Source organism: Microcystis sp. M015S2 (assembly GCF_020245945.1).
Taxonomy (GTDB): Bacteria; Cyanobacteriota; Cyanobacteriia; order Cyanobacteriales; family Microcystaceae; genus Microcystis.
The window spans coordinates 1-12,302 of sequence record NZ_JADBTX010000016.1; the positions used below are offsets into that span (position 1 = coordinate 1).

The following is a 12,302-nucleotide window of genomic DNA, read 5'->3' on the forward strand; positions in this document are numbered from 1 at the left end:
CAGACATGGCTTTTTTTCTCCCCTCGCTCTACGGCACTCACTGCTTTCTGTCTTAAATCATCACTATAGGGTGCTGCCATGAAAGCTTCTCCTCATTTCTTTTTCTCTATTATGTCCTAACTATCCCGCTCTTTGCTATAATCAATGATTTTCAATAACAAATTATAGAAAAAAAGGAGGTCTAGCGACCCCCCTTATACTCAATACTTAGATGACAGCCAAATTAGTAGCGGCCAGCATTGGGTTTATGAACAATAAAGCTCATGGTTTGACATTGTTTGATGTTGTCAAAAGCGATCACGCGGATGTAGCAATCAGAATACTCGGTGCGGCACTCGCGAACTTCATTAAGAACTTCTTGGGGGCCAGAAACAGAGAATAAAGGCAGTTTCCACATCGTCCAATGATAATCTGCGGGTTTGGGATCTTTTTCAAATTCCACAGCAGGAATATAACCCTGATCGATCATGTATTGAATTTGTTTAGCAATTTGTTGATCGGTGAGGGGGGGCAAGTAGGAAAGAGTTTCGTAACGCTTCTCTTTAGGTAAAGTTTTCATGGGTTTCTTGATTCCTTATGGGTTGGGTAGATCATCAACATCGAGATTTAATTCCGATGTCTCTGGTTGACTTATAGCAGTACGGGTGAGACGTTCCAAAAGTTGCCGACGATGTTCGGTATTGTCATTAATAATTCCCGTTTTTACCATCTCTGGCAAGAACTCTAAAACCTGTTCGGCTAAATGTTCTCTTACCGTCATGATCCGCAAAACTAACTCTTTATTCTCAGTCATTAACCCCGCAATATAGGCCTCGCCATCCTGAATGGAATGGCTAGAAGTATAGTGACTCAGCCAAATAGCCAAAGTGGGATTAGTTTCTGACAATTGATCGATAATCGTGCGAACCGCTTGGTAAGTTAGGTAACTTTGTAAGACTTTCGCGGTATCTTGAACAACTTTTTTCGGATACATTTTATACAGTTTTCAGTTATTGGCTAGACAGTTATCAGTGTTGAAATTCTAGCGACTGCTTGCCGATTTTGGGCAAGTCCCCAGCATTATTTTGCACCGATAACTGCTAACAACCTTCTGAAGGGCTGTATTAGAGGGTATCCATAGCCTCGAACTCGAATTTGATTTCTTTCCAGAGTTCGCAAGCGGCAGCCAGTTCAGGACTCCAACGGCAAGCTTCCCGGATAACGTCGTTACCTTCGCGGGCCAAGGAGCGTCCTTCGTTACGAGCTTGGATACAAGCTTCCAGAGCCACACGGTTAGCGGTGGCACCCGGTGCGTTACCCCAGGGGTGGCCGAGGGTTCCACCACCGAACTGTAAGCAGGAATCGTCACCGAAGATTTCCACCAGCGCCGGCATATGCCAAACGTGGATACCACCAGAAGCAACCGGCATTACCCCGGGTAAGGAAGCGTAGTCTTGGGTGAAGAAAATACCACGAGCGCGATCTTCTTCCACATAGTCTTCACGCATCAGGTCAACAAAACCCATCGTGATGCCGCGTTCACCTTCGAGTTTACCGACAACGGTTCCCGAGTGCAGGTGATCACCACCAGAGAGACGTAAGCACTTAGCTAAAACGCGGAAGTGGATACCATGATTTTTCTGACGGTCGATAACCGCGTGCATTGCCCGGTGAATGTGGAGCAGTAACCCTTTGTCGCGGCAGAATTTCGCCAGGGTGGTGTTAGCGGTGAAACCACCGGTGAGGTAGTCGTGCATGATGATGGGGGTTTTGATTTCGGCAGCGAATTCAGCCCGTTGCATCATCTGCTCGCAGGTAGGAGCAGTTACGTTTAAGTAATGTCCTTTAACTTCGTTGGTTTCTGCTTGGGATTTAACGATCGCCTCTTGGACAAAGAGGAAACGATCGCGCCAACGCATGAAGGGTTGAGAGTTAATATTTTCGTCGTCTTTGGTGAAGTCTAAACCACCGCGGAGACATTCATAAACGGCACGACCGTAGTTTTTAGCGGAAAGGCCGAGTTTGGGTTTGATGGTGCAACCGAGTAAGGGGCGACCGTATTTGTTTAATTTGTCCCGTTCAACGGTGATACCGTGGGGAGGACCTTGGAAGGTTTTGATTAAAGCGACGGGGAAACGGATATCTTCTAAACGGAGACCGCGTAGAGCTTTGAAACCGAAAACGTTACCAACGATCGAGGTGAGGATGTTGGTGACGGAACCTTCTTCAAATAGATCTAAAGGATAGGCAACGAAACAGAAGAACTGGTTATCTTCGTTGGGTACGGGTTCGATATCATAACAACGGCCTTTATAGCGATCGAGGTCGGTTAAGTTATCGGTCCAAACGGTGGTCCAGGTACCTGTGGAAGATTCCGCCGCTACCGCCGCACCTGCTTCTTCAGGAGGAACTCCTGGTTGGGGTGTTACCCGGAAGCAAGCTAGTAGATCGGTATCTTTGGGGGTGTAGTCGGGGGTGTAGTAAGTCAGGCGGTAGTCTTTTACGCCGGCCTGGAAACCTTTGGATTTGGCTTGCACCATTGGGATTATTCCTCCATAAACTGCATGATTAGTCGCACCTGTAAAATCTCGCCGTCAACCGACATAGATTTTTCTTAAGCTCCTTTCCCCTGCTGCCAGGAGCGAAGTTAGGGAGCAATTTTCACTAATGTTTTTTTCAACTGATCATCTTAACACGAACTTTATCCTATTCTGATCATTTTTTTTCTCTATCTCTAAAATTTTGATTGTTTTTTTTTCTCGGGGGGATTAGTTTCTTTAATCTGTCGTCATCTAACTTTGACAATCTCTACAAAAACACAAAAAAATCAACAAAAATTTACCTGATTGACACACAGAAACTTCTGCTCATCAGGCTTTGAGCGATTAAAACTACTCCTTAATTGAGGAAGATTATCAATAATTACAACCTCAAAAAGTTGTCGGCAATCGCTAAATATTAATGGGATTTCTAAGCAATTATACCCAGTACCTAGAGGACAGTTAGACAGCCGTGAACTCTAGATAAATTAGGTCTAATTACTCAGTAATTATTGTTGAGATTTTTGGCTTGTGAACGATTATTTTCCCCTTCAAGAATTATGGTTATTGTTGCCATTAAAACGATGACGTTCTGGAAATAGCGTGACCAATAACTGATTGATATAGACCTTTCCGACCACCGATGCTTGATTCGGTCGGTTAGTAGTAGATGCTTGTTCTCTGGTTTCCGCAGGACTGGCCTCGGCGACCATTTCCTCGCCATCCCAAGGACTGGCCACGGTTTCGGAGACCACTTCCTCCACTGACGGCACTGGGGACACTTGACTGACTACGGGTTGCGGTTCCGGTAAAGGGGGCCTTTCCGGTTCCGATCGGGTCGCTGACACCTCGATGGTAATTTGACGGGAAGTATCTCCGATCAGGGAACCGGACGGTACGAGCGACATCGCTGCCACAGAAGCATTAAAAATCGTTGTGGTTGACCCGATACAGGCATTTTCACCGATTTCACCCCGACCGACAATTAGAACACCTGTACCTAAAATTGCCCCTGCACCGATAGTAATCACACCCTGATAGGCGGTTAAAATTGTTCCCATACCCAGGCAAGCACCCGCACCGATAATTATTTGGCTATTGGGGGCTGCTCGGAGAATCACCCCCGGAGCCACGATCGCACTCTCATCAATGGTTACATCACCATTGACATAGAATTCCGAGCGGCTAATAGGTTGAACGGGGGGTAAGGACATAATTGACAGTTACTCAGTGATCAGTGATCAGTGAGCGGGGGTTAGGGGGTAGGGGTTAGAGTTTCCGGTATTTTTCCCGATCCGCCAACACCTAACACCTATCTCCCTTCACCGATCGCCGAGTCCTGAAATTAAGGGCGTTGAATAATCGATTCGAGAACACGACGTTTCGCTTGGGAGTCAATCCCGATTAGACGAACGTATTCCCCTTGATGGTCGCGCAGACAGGTTTCTAAAGCGGCCACCACATCGGATTCGCGACTGCTCTCGATCGGGGTGCAGCTTTGCCAAGAACTGGTTTTAAAACGACGTTTATCCGCGTGTTCGGCCCCGATTTTGTGACCTTGGTTCAATAAAGAGCGAATTTGAGTGATCGTTTCCGCCGTTAAGGTACTGGTTAAAGTGGCAGTACCGCCGCCGGAGGAACTGGAAGCAGAGCTTTTGAAACTCGGTTCAGCAACGGTGGCGGTTTTACCGTTGCCATTGCTAGCCACCGAACCATCGGGACGCTGGATCACCGTTTCTAAAACCCGTTTTTTGGCTTTAGCATCGATACCGAGTAAGCGGACGTATTCGCCGCTATGTTCGCGTAAACAATCTTCCAAAGCAGTAATTACATCAGATTCGCGATTGCTTTCGATCGGAGCGCAACTCTGCCAAGAACTGGTTTTAAACCGGCGTTTATCGGCGTGTTCGGTGCCGATTTTGTAGCCTTGGGCGAGCAGGGAACGAATTTGAGCGATCGTTTCCCCACTTAAGCTACCACTGCTGCTATGACTGGCTCCGTTACTAGCGGGGGCGCTGTAGCTGCTGGCTTTGCCGCTGCCGTTACTAGCGGGGGCGCTGCCGGGGCGGTGAATAATCATTTCGACGACCCGTTTTTTCGCTTGCGGGTCGATCCCGATCAGGCGGACATACTCATCGCTATTTTCAGTCACGATCGCTTCAATATCGCGAATGATGCCCGCTTCGCTCTTGGTTTCGATCGCAGGTCCGGTTAACCAAGAACTGGTTTTAAACCGGCGTTTATCCGCGTGTTCGGTGGCGATTTTCAGCCCTTGGGCCAGCAGGGAACGCACTTGTACGGACAGGTCCGAATGGCCGTTACCGTTGCCATGACCGCCGTGGACGGCGGTGGTGGTGCGGGCCGGTTCTCCCGGTGTGTCTTCGGGGCGTTGGATAATCATTTCCAGTATGCGCCGTTTAGCGGCGGGATCGACTCCGATCAGGCGGACGTATTCGCCTTGCAGGTCTCTGAGGGAGGCTTCTAGGGATTGGGATACCTGTTCTTCGCGGCCGCCGTCGATAAAGCCGGCACTTAACCAAGAACTGGTTTTAAAGCGGCGTTTGTCAGCGTATTCGATGCCGATCTTGTAGCCTTGGGAGAGGAGGGAGCGAACCTGCGCTCGAATGTTTGTATTTAAACTCATAGGTGTCACCGAATTTCTATATAGCGTCTCATTAGCGATGTTTATAGCGGCTGCTGGTGCAGGAGTCGCTGGACTGTGGGCCTTGACCGGGACGCTGGGGGCGAGGTCGATATCGACAATGTGACGAGTGAAGGCTCGATCGATTTCTGTGACATCGGGTAAGCGGTCGGCCTGTTGTTGGCTGGTGATCACGGAACCGGATGGCACGAATTTACCGGCGGGGATTTCCACGTCTTGAACGAGGGCGTGCATCATGACGATGCAATCGGCCCCGATGCGGGCATTAAAGACGGTGGAGCGAAAACCGATAAAACAGCGATCGCCCACATAGGCAGGCCCGTGAATGAGTGCCATGTGGGTGATACAGCTGCCCCGGCCGATCCACACCGAATATTCTCGGCCGTCATCTCCCACCACACGGCTTTTTTCTAAACCGTGGATGATTGCTCCGTCCTGAATTTTGCTGTCGTCGCCAATGTGAAAGGGGGTTCCTTCATCGGCGCGGATGGAAGTCCCCGGAGCGATCACCACTCGCGCCCCGATCTCGATAGCGCCACTGAGGTTAGAGAAGGTGTGGACTTTGGCACTCTCGTCTATGCGCGTTTCCTCTGGGGATTTGGTCCGCTTTTTCGGACTAGCCGCCGTTGTGCGGACGACCATAGTTAGTCTTCCTCCATACTGAATTTGGCTGGCTGGTTGTTAATTAACTGTGTTTGGGTCCTATCGATTTCTAACCGGATTGACGAAATTCGTCTCTCTTGCTGTAGAGGGTGCGATTTTCTACGGTTATAGTGTCAATAATCCCCACCACCATCGCGTCAAGGGGGCGATTGTTCTGCCCGTCTTCGATCCGAGCCGCTCCTCCCCGGGACACTAGCACCCATTCATTAAGCCCCGCTCCGACAATATCACCCGCTACTTCGTATTTAGGCAAAAGTTGCCCCTGTGCGTCGATGAATTGCAAAAGCAGAAGTTTCACTCCCGTCATACTGCGCGGTTTCAGGGTGCTAACGACGGTTCCGCAAACTTTGGCAATTTGCATGGAATTTGTTTACACTAAAAGTTAGTTGCGCTCTAGATTCGTCTTAAAGGTTGTGGGTTAACACTTTCACGAAACTGTTCCACGGCTTCTGTATAACGGATGGGAAGAACGTATTCGAGGTTTTCGTGGGGACGGGCGATGATGTGGGTCGAGAGGACTTGACCACCCTTAACACGATTAGATGCCGCTTCTGTCCCCGCCGATACGGAGGCCTGTACCTCCGAAACGTCCCCCCGGACGATGACGGTGACGCGACCACTACCAATTTTTTCGTAACCTACTAGGGTTACGCGGGCGGCTTTCACCATGGCATCAGCCGCCTCGACGACGGCTGGGAAACCCAAGGTTTCCACCATGCCCACTGCAATTGACATAATATTTTTGTCTCCTAATGGTTGGCTTTCTTCGACTCTATAGATGCTGACCCCGATTAACGGTGTTTAATAGCTGCGGAATTGCTCTACTTCTTCGGTGTAGCGAATGGGCAGCACGTATTCGAGGTTTTCGTGGGGACGAGCGATGATATGGGTAGATAGCACTTGTCCTCCGTTAACCCGGTTGGCGTTTTCCACTCCGGCAGCCACAGAAGCTTGCACTTCTGAAACGTCTCCCCGGACAATGACAGTGACGCGACCACTACCGATCTTTTCGTAACCCACTAGAGTCACCCTGGCGGCCTTGACCATGGCATCGGCCGCTTCCACAACGGCGGGAAATCCTAGGGTTTCAATCATTCCTACTGCAATTGGCATTTTTTTGTTCCTCGCTTGTCAAGCCAAACTAAACTATTAATTTCGTTAGCGTTATCAACTTTGTTTCAGTCAAATTCTTTCCTTGTTACTTTTCCTGCTCTAGCTTTGGTGGCAGTCGGGATCGTGGCAAGGTGGGGGTAAGACCATCCTAGATTTTATCTCGATCGTGACCGTTTTCATCCACTAATTTTATTTTCTAGGGCTGGTTGGTAAAAATTTGACGAGTCAGGCAAAATTATCAACCTAAAAAAAGCATAGGAAACTATGACACCTTTGACAATATAAAACATTATGATTATTTCTCATCTTCCGGTTAACGAAAGTTAATCATTCCTTCCCTTCGTCCATCAGCCTCAGCAATTCTGAGGAGATTTACGGTCAAAACCTTTGCTATGACTGCATTTGCCCTTTAACTTCTCTCTTGGCAGCTCAATTGTCTCTGCTGGATTTACTGGCAGATAAAAGCCTATTTTTCCCTAATTTCGGCTTTTTTATAATTTTTTTATACTATATACGGCTGGGGTTGGGGAGAGAGGAGTGGGGAGAATAAATAAAAATAATCTCCTGACTCCTGACTCCTGACGGCTAAAAAACTGATCACTGATTCTAGCGATCGATCTCACCTTCGTAGGGTTGGACACCGATCGAGGGATAATTATCGTGGTTAGGACTGAAAACTTCTAACACTGCATGAGCTAACTTTTGGAAAAAGTCGGGACTCTCGTGCAAGGATTTGAGTGCCGCTTCTAATTCAGGACGGGAGAAATCGAAGCCTTGGGAGCGAGCTATCTCTAGTAATTGCTGAGGATCTTGGGTTGAGCGCATTTTTTGACCCAATTCTTCGTTTTTAGCGGCTAAGGCGAAGAAATCGAACACTTGATTTTTAGACATATAAATACTTTTCCTTTGATGATTAAAGGTGTGGCCTCGGCGGCGTGGAGGTTAAACTGCCTAGTTATGGTTTATTTTTATCCTACCAGTCAGGAGATATCCTCAAAGCAAAAGTTTCGTTTTTATTTGCTTGTATGGCTGAGTATGCTTTTTCTGGGAAGTGGGGTGTGGGGTGTGGGGTGTGGGGTGTGGGGTGTGGGGTGTGGGGTGTGGGGACAATAAATAAAAATAATCTCCTGACTCCTGACTCCTGCCGACCGCCGACCGCCGACCGCCGACCGCCGACCGCTTCTTTCAAGTCAGAGGATAAATAGCCTAAAATAGAAACCTGCACTCTTGTTTCTGTAGCCAGCATCATGAATAAGTCCCCACGTCGTTACCATATCACCACCTTTGGTTGTCAGATGAATAAAGCTGACTCCGAACGCATGGCGGGTATTTTAGAAGATTTGGGGTTTCAATGGTCTGAGGATGCCAACGAAGCCGATTTAATCCTCTACAATACCTGTACAATTCGCGATAATGCCGAACAGAAGGTGTATTCCTATCTCGGTAGACAGGCTAAACGCAAACAAACTCAACCCGATCTTACTCTAGTGGTCGCTGGCTGCGTGGCCCAACAGGAAGGGGAACAATTGTTAAGACGGGTTCCCGAGGTGGATTTAATTATCGGTCCCCAACACGCAAACCGCTTGGGAGACTTATTACAACAAGTTTTTGACGGTTCCCAGGTGGTGGCCACCGAACCCATCCACATCATGGAAGATATCACCAAACCGCGCCGGGATAGTAATATTACCGCTTGGGTGAACGTCATCTATGGTTGCAATGAACGCTGTACCTATTGTGTGGTTCCGGGGGTGCGCGGGGTGGAACAATCTCGCACTCCTGCGGCAATTCGAGCAGAAATGGCACAATTAGGACAACAGGGGTATAAAGAAATCACCCTTTTAGGTCAAAATATCGATGCCTACGGACGGGATTTACCCGGAGTGACGGCAAGCGGCCGACATCTGCACAATTTCACCGATTTACTCTACTACATTCACGATGTGGCCGGCATTGAACGTCTCCGTTTTGCCACCAGTCACCCCCGCTATTTTACCGAACGTTTGATTAAAGCTTGTCAGGAATTACCTAAAGTTTGTGAACATTTTCATATCCCTTTTCAATCGGGGGATAATGATGTTCTCAAGGCGATGAAACGGGGCTATACTCAGGAAAAATACCGACAAATTATTGCTAATATTCGCGATTTAATGCCAGATGCTGCCATTAGTGCCGATGCGATTGTCGGATTCCCCGGAGAAACAGAGGCACAGTTCGAGAATACTTTAAAATTAGTCGATGAGATTGGTTTTGATCAATTAAATACGGCGGCCTATTCTCCCCGTCCCGGGACTCCGGCCGCTATTTGGGATGATCAATTAAGTGAGCAGGTAAAAAGCGATCGCCTACAAAGATTAAATCATTTAGTGGCAACAAAAGCCGCCGAACGTTCCCAAAGATATTTAGGCAGAATTGAGGAAATTTTAGTGGAAGACGTTAACCCTAAAGATGCTAGTCAAGTTATGGGAAGAACTAGAGGCAATCGCTTAACTTTCTTTACCGGAAATATTGAGGAATTGCGCGGCAAATTTGTTAAGGTTAAAATTACCGAAGTCCGTCCCTTTAGTTTGACGGGAGTGATCTTTTAAGTAGTGGTGCAAAATTAATTTCTTGTTTAGGAGAGGCAATAGGCAATAGGCAATAGGTAGTTAAATATGTATAACTAATTTTGCTTAGTTACTTAATAGTTAACAGTTACCTCTCAGCAGTGAAAAAAGGCAATAGCTATCGGGAATAATTGGGTATTTTATGGATATTATCGCTATTTTGCAGCAAGATTATCAAAGATTTCCCCTCGATCAAACCTATGATATTTATGCTGATAACGTTTATTTTCAAGACCCTCTCAATCAATTTCGGGGGATTAAACGCTATCGGGAAATGATTGGTTTTATGAGTCAATGGTTCCAAGCTATCAAGATGGATGTCCACGCAATTGAACAGCAGGGAAATATTATTAATACCCGTTGGACATTGCACTGGACAACTCCTTTACCTTGGCGGCCTCGCATCGCTATTTCTGGACGCAGCCAATTAACTCTCGATGACAATAATCTGATTATTTCTCATATTGATTATTGGGATTGTTCGCGCTGGGATGTGCTGCGTCAGCATTTACCTTTTCCCAGTTCTTAACTAGATTTTTTAACCAGAAAATGCCGACCAACGAGTGCTCGTTTGCTTGATAAAATCCTGTAAAAATGCTAGGCGCTGATTTTGTTCCCAGACCTGTTTAACTTTATCCTGCAAACTCGTCCAATTCCAATCATTATTCAGCTGCTCGTTAATTTCCTGTTCTTGAAAATATTCAATTAAACTTAAACCAGCTAAACGAGTTAGATAGGCTGCCCCAATTCCCTGCACTGTACCACCGGCGATATAAGTAATCGCATTTCCCTTGAGAATCGTTCCTAATGCCTGGGTTGTCACTTCTACCATGCCCAATTGTACCATCATTTTCCCCAGGGTGGCCATGGCTGTTTTTGCTTGTTCAAGGGACATTTTTTGTTGATAAATTCCCCCTAAATCCACTAGCATTTGAGCGTTAGTAGCTGCTGCTAAAACTAAATCTAGGGCCGCTAGGGGATTAGCAAAAGTGGCAGTAGCGGCTATCCATTGGTATTGTTCGATAACAGGTAAAGCCTTTTTGCGTCGGGATTGATTAAGTAATTGTTTGGTTTCCTTGGCTAATTCTAGCGCTTGTCTCCAGATAGTTCCAAGAACTAATTCGGACTTTTCTTGTTCGATAATTTGTCGGAGATGATTATCTAAAGGAGCGATAACCACGGTTTGAGGTTCCGTCCATTCCTTGATTTCTCCATTGCTTTGATGTTGACGAACTTTTAGGGGTTCAGGGGCAGCAGCTATGGCTAAAATATGATGAGCGGGAATAGTTTCTTTTAGTCTTTGTTTCAGTGAAAGGAGTATTTCTTCTCTGGTTTCGGCGGGTAAACGATCCTGTTTATTCAGTAACAGGATAACACGCTGGTGCATTCGATCGAATTGCTGGAGGATTTGCCATTCGGAATCGGTTAAATCCCCATTGATAAGATAGAAAACTAAGTCGGCTGCTAGGGACTTTTTCTGGTTAGCGGTGGAATCGAAAGTTAGAAGCGGTTCCGTTTCCAGAAAAGCGATAGATTCCCCAAAGTTGCCGCTTTCTAGTAGTTTTTTTAAGGCAGTTTTACCAGTTTTTCTCGCACCGGTAATGGCAATTTTCAGGTCTTGGCGACTAAATTCTTGGTTTAATTGGGTTAAAGTGGTTTTCAGTGGGGTTAAGTCTTGATTTGGGTCTTCTTTGGCCAGATAATTAATTATCTTCTCGGCCTTGCTAATCGCTTGTTTAACCTTTTCTAGACTCAAGGGAGTGGGGGAGGAAAAATCGATTTTCGAGTGGGGTTTTTGCCAAAACCAGATACCAGCACCAAGAGCAAACGCACCTAAAATACCCCAGGAACCGATTTCGCTCAGTGTACTATTGAGAGTTTCCCCTAGGGTGAAAGCGATGGTAATGCCTATCCCCATCACTAAAATCGGTTTACCCAATCTTACCGTCATTTTCCTCATCCTCGCCAACTGCTGTGATTATTCTAGCTTTTTTGTGCTGGATTTCATCCCAAACTCAACTTTTTAGCCGACAATTCCCTGGGTTCGCCCCGGCCTCTCTTGCCTAAAAAGCCCCAGATATGTCATAATGATCGATTGCGTGTAAATTTACCCGATCCCCTGTTGTTATGGCTAGTAAAAAAGGCGTTCGCCTGATCATCACTGTAGAATGCACGGAATGCCGCAGTAATCCCGATAAGCGTACCCCCGGCGTTTCTCGCTACACCACCAGCAAAAACCGTCGCAATACCACCGGCAGACTGGAAATCAAGAAATACTGTCCCCACTGCAATAAGCACACCGTCCACAAGGAAATTAAGTAAGCACACTTTAGTTAAAAAGTCAAGCAATCTTTACAAATCTATGAGCTACTATCGTAAACGTCTCTCTCCCATCTCCCCCAGTCAACCGATTGACTACAAAGACACCGAACTACTCCGCAAATTCATCACCGAACGCGGCAAAATTCTGCCTAGACGCATCACCGGTTTGACTTCTAAACAACAGCGAGATTTAACGGAAGCGGTAAAACGGGCCCGTTTAATGGCTTTATTACCTTTTGTCAACCAAGAAGCCTAAATTCAGTGATCAGTGATCAGTAATCAGTAATCACTGATTACTGAAAATAACATATATAGTTAACTAATTACAGCAGTTATCTTAAATGGTGAGGTAGGAAGTTCTCCTTTTGGAGAGCCGGTCGTCCATACCAAATTAGGTTATGCTTCATCTTGATGAGA

15 protein-coding genes are annotated in these 12,302 nt (G+C 46.7%); 4 read left to right on the top strand and 11 right to left on the bottom strand.

Features of this window, described 5'->3' with window-relative positions:
- Positions 1–223: 223 nt before the first annotated feature.
- The 10 genes from IM473_RS02760 to IM473_RS02805 form a co-directional block, all read right to left on the bottom strand.
- Positions 224–559 carry a ribulose bisphosphate carboxylase small subunit gene (locus tag IM473_RS02760; RefSeq protein ID WP_002741682.1) on the bottom strand — a complete coding sequence of 112 codons (336 nt, stop codon included), beginning with the start codon at positions 557–559 and terminating at the stop codon, positions 224–226.
- Positions 560–574: 15 nt separating this feature from the next.
- Positions 575–973: a RuBisCO chaperone RbcX gene (gene rcbX / locus IM473_RS02765; RefSeq protein ID WP_002732424.1), complete on the bottom strand. Its 399-nt coding sequence runs from the start codon at positions 971–973 to the stop codon at positions 575–577.
- A gap of 130 nt (positions 974–1,103) precedes the next feature.
- A complete protein-coding gene (locus IM473_RS02770; RefSeq protein WP_002753365.1) occupies positions 1,104–2,519 on the bottom strand; it encodes a form I ribulose bisphosphate carboxylase large subunit in 1,416 nt (471 codons plus the stop codon).
- A gap of 551 nt (positions 2,520–3,070) precedes the next feature.
- On the bottom strand, positions 3,071–3,733 hold the full coding sequence (gene ccmN, locus IM473_RS02775; protein ID WP_287657157.1) for a beta-carboxysome scaffolding protein CcmN: 663 nt from the start codon (positions 3,731–3,733) through the stop codon (positions 3,071–3,073).
- 131 nt (positions 3,734–3,864) lie between these two features.
- Positions 3,865–5,823, bottom strand: a complete 1,959-nt coding sequence (locus tag IM473_RS02780; protein ID WP_287657159.1) for a RuBisCO small subunit-like domain-containing protein — start codon at positions 5,821–5,823, stop codon at positions 3,865–3,867.
- Positions 5,824–5,893: 70 nt separating this feature from the next.
- Positions 5,894–6,205: a beta-carboxysome shell vertex protein CcmL gene (gene ccmL / locus IM473_RS02785; RefSeq protein WP_002734360.1), complete on the bottom strand. Its 312-nt coding sequence runs from the start codon at positions 6,203–6,205 to the stop codon at positions 5,894–5,896.
- Positions 6,206–6,237: 32 nt separating this feature from the next.
- Positions 6,238–6,579, bottom strand: coding sequence for a carbon dioxide-concentrating mechanism protein CcmK (locus IM473_RS02790; protein ID WP_002733426.1), 342 nt, complete (start codon positions 6,577–6,579; stop codon positions 6,238–6,240).
- 66 nt (positions 6,580–6,645) lie between these two features.
- On the bottom strand, positions 6,646–6,957 hold the full coding sequence (locus IM473_RS02795) for a carbon dioxide-concentrating mechanism protein CcmK (RefSeq protein WP_002734613.1): 312 nt from the start codon (positions 6,955–6,957) through the stop codon (positions 6,646–6,648).
- A 606-nt stretch (positions 6,958–7,563) separates the two neighbouring features.
- On the bottom strand, positions 7,564–7,848 hold the full coding sequence (locus tag IM473_RS02800) for a Nif11-like leader peptide family natural product precursor (protein WP_002741693.1): 285 nt from the start codon (positions 7,846–7,848) through the stop codon (positions 7,564–7,566).
- Between the two features lie 82 nt (positions 7,849–7,930).
- Positions 7,931–8,206 carry a hypothetical protein gene (locus tag IM473_RS02805; protein ID WP_287657162.1) on the bottom strand — a complete coding sequence of 92 codons (276 nt, stop codon included), beginning with the start codon at positions 8,204–8,206 and terminating at the stop codon, positions 7,931–7,933.
- Between IM473_RS02805 and miaB the strand changes: the two genes are divergently transcribed.
- Positions 8,205–9,545 carry a tRNA (N6-isopentenyl adenosine(37)-C2)-methylthiotransferase MiaB gene (gene miaB / locus IM473_RS02810; RefSeq protein ID WP_287657165.1) on the top strand — a complete coding sequence of 447 codons (1,341 nt, stop codon included), beginning with the start codon at positions 8,205–8,207 and terminating at the stop codon, positions 9,543–9,545. The two genes, IM473_RS02805 and miaB, sit on opposite strands and share 2 nt — an antisense overlap.
- A 160-nt stretch (positions 9,546–9,705) precedes the next feature.
- A complete protein-coding gene (locus tag IM473_RS02815; protein WP_104398393.1) occupies positions 9,706–10,092 on the top strand; it encodes a C6orf136 family protein in 387 nt (128 codons plus the stop codon).
- 9 nt (positions 10,093–10,101) lie between these two features.
- Here IM473_RS02815 and IM473_RS02820 read toward each other — a convergent pair whose 3' ends face one another.
- A complete protein-coding gene (locus IM473_RS02820) occupies positions 10,102–11,514 on the bottom strand; it encodes a slr1306 family protein (RefSeq protein WP_287657166.1) in 1,413 nt (470 codons plus the stop codon).
- A 176-nt stretch (positions 11,515–11,690) separates the two neighbouring features.
- On the opposite strand from IM473_RS02820, the gene rpmG reads away from it, so the two are divergent.
- Positions 11,691–11,885 carry a 50S ribosomal protein L33 gene (gene rpmG, locus IM473_RS02825; protein ID WP_002734724.1) on the top strand — a complete coding sequence of 65 codons (195 nt, stop codon included), beginning with the start codon at positions 11,691–11,693 and terminating at the stop codon, positions 11,883–11,885.
- Positions 11,886–11,925: 40 nt separating this feature from the next.
- On the top strand, positions 11,926–12,141 hold the full coding sequence (rpsR, locus tag IM473_RS02830) for a 30S ribosomal protein S18 (protein ID WP_002770735.1): 216 nt from the start codon (positions 11,926–11,928) through the stop codon (positions 12,139–12,141).
- Positions 12,142–12,302: the final 161 nt, after the last annotated feature.

Excerpts from the sequence above, each read along its gene's own strand:
- rpsR (WP_002770735.1), top strand. The coding sequence starts at position 11,926 with ATGAGCTACTATCGTAAACGTCTCTCTCCCATCTCCCCCAGTCAACCG.
- IM473_RS02800 (WP_002741693.1), bottom strand. The coding sequence starts at position 7,848 with ATGTCTAAAAATCAAGTGTTCGATTTCTTCGCCTTAGCCGCTAAAAAC.
- ccmN (WP_287657157.1), bottom strand. The coding sequence starts at position 3,733 with ATGTCCTTACCCCCCGTTCAACCTATTAGCCGCTCGGAATTCTATGTC.
- IM473_RS02805 (WP_287657162.1), bottom strand. The coding sequence starts at position 8,206 with ATGATGCTGGCTACAGAAACAAGAGTGCAGGTTTCTATTTTAGGCTAT.
- IM473_RS02815 (WP_104398393.1), top strand. The coding sequence starts at position 9,706 with ATGGATATTATCGCTATTTTGCAGCAAGATTATCAAAGATTTCCCCTC.
- ccmL (WP_002734360.1), bottom strand. The coding sequence starts at position 6,205 with ATGCAAATTGCCAAAGTTTGCGGAACCGTCGTTAGCACCCTGAAACCG.
- IM473_RS02760 (WP_002741682.1), bottom strand. The coding sequence starts at position 559 with ATGAAAACTTTACCTAAAGAGAAGCGTTACGAAACTCTTTCCTACTTG.
- IM473_RS02790 (WP_002733426.1), bottom strand. The coding sequence starts at position 6,579 with ATGTCAATTGCAGTGGGCATGGTGGAAACCTTGGGTTTCCCAGCCGTC.
- IM473_RS02795 (WP_002734613.1), bottom strand. The coding sequence starts at position 6,957 with ATGCCAATTGCAGTAGGAATGATTGAAACCCTAGGATTTCCCGCCGTT.
- IM473_RS02820 (WP_287657166.1), bottom strand. The coding sequence starts at position 11,514 with ATGACGGTAAGATTGGGTAAACCGATTTTAGTGATGGGGATAGGCATT.
- IM473_RS02770 (WP_002753365.1), bottom strand. The coding sequence starts at position 2,519 with ATGGTGCAAGCCAAATCCAAAGGTTTCCAGGCCGGCGTAAAAGACTAC.
- miaB (WP_287657165.1), top strand. The coding sequence starts at position 8,205 with ATGAATAAGTCCCCACGTCGTTACCATATCACCACCTTTGGTTGTCAG.
- IM473_RS02780 (WP_287657159.1), bottom strand. The coding sequence starts at position 5,823 with ATGGTCGTCCGCACAACGGCGGCTAGTCCGAAAAAGCGGACCAAATCC.
- rpmG (WP_002734724.1), top strand. The coding sequence starts at position 11,691 with ATGGCTAGTAAAAAAGGCGTTCGCCTGATCATCACTGTAGAATGCACG.
- rcbX (WP_002732424.1), bottom strand. The coding sequence starts at position 973 with ATGTATCCGAAAAAAGTTGTTCAAGATACCGCGAAAGTCTTACAAAGT.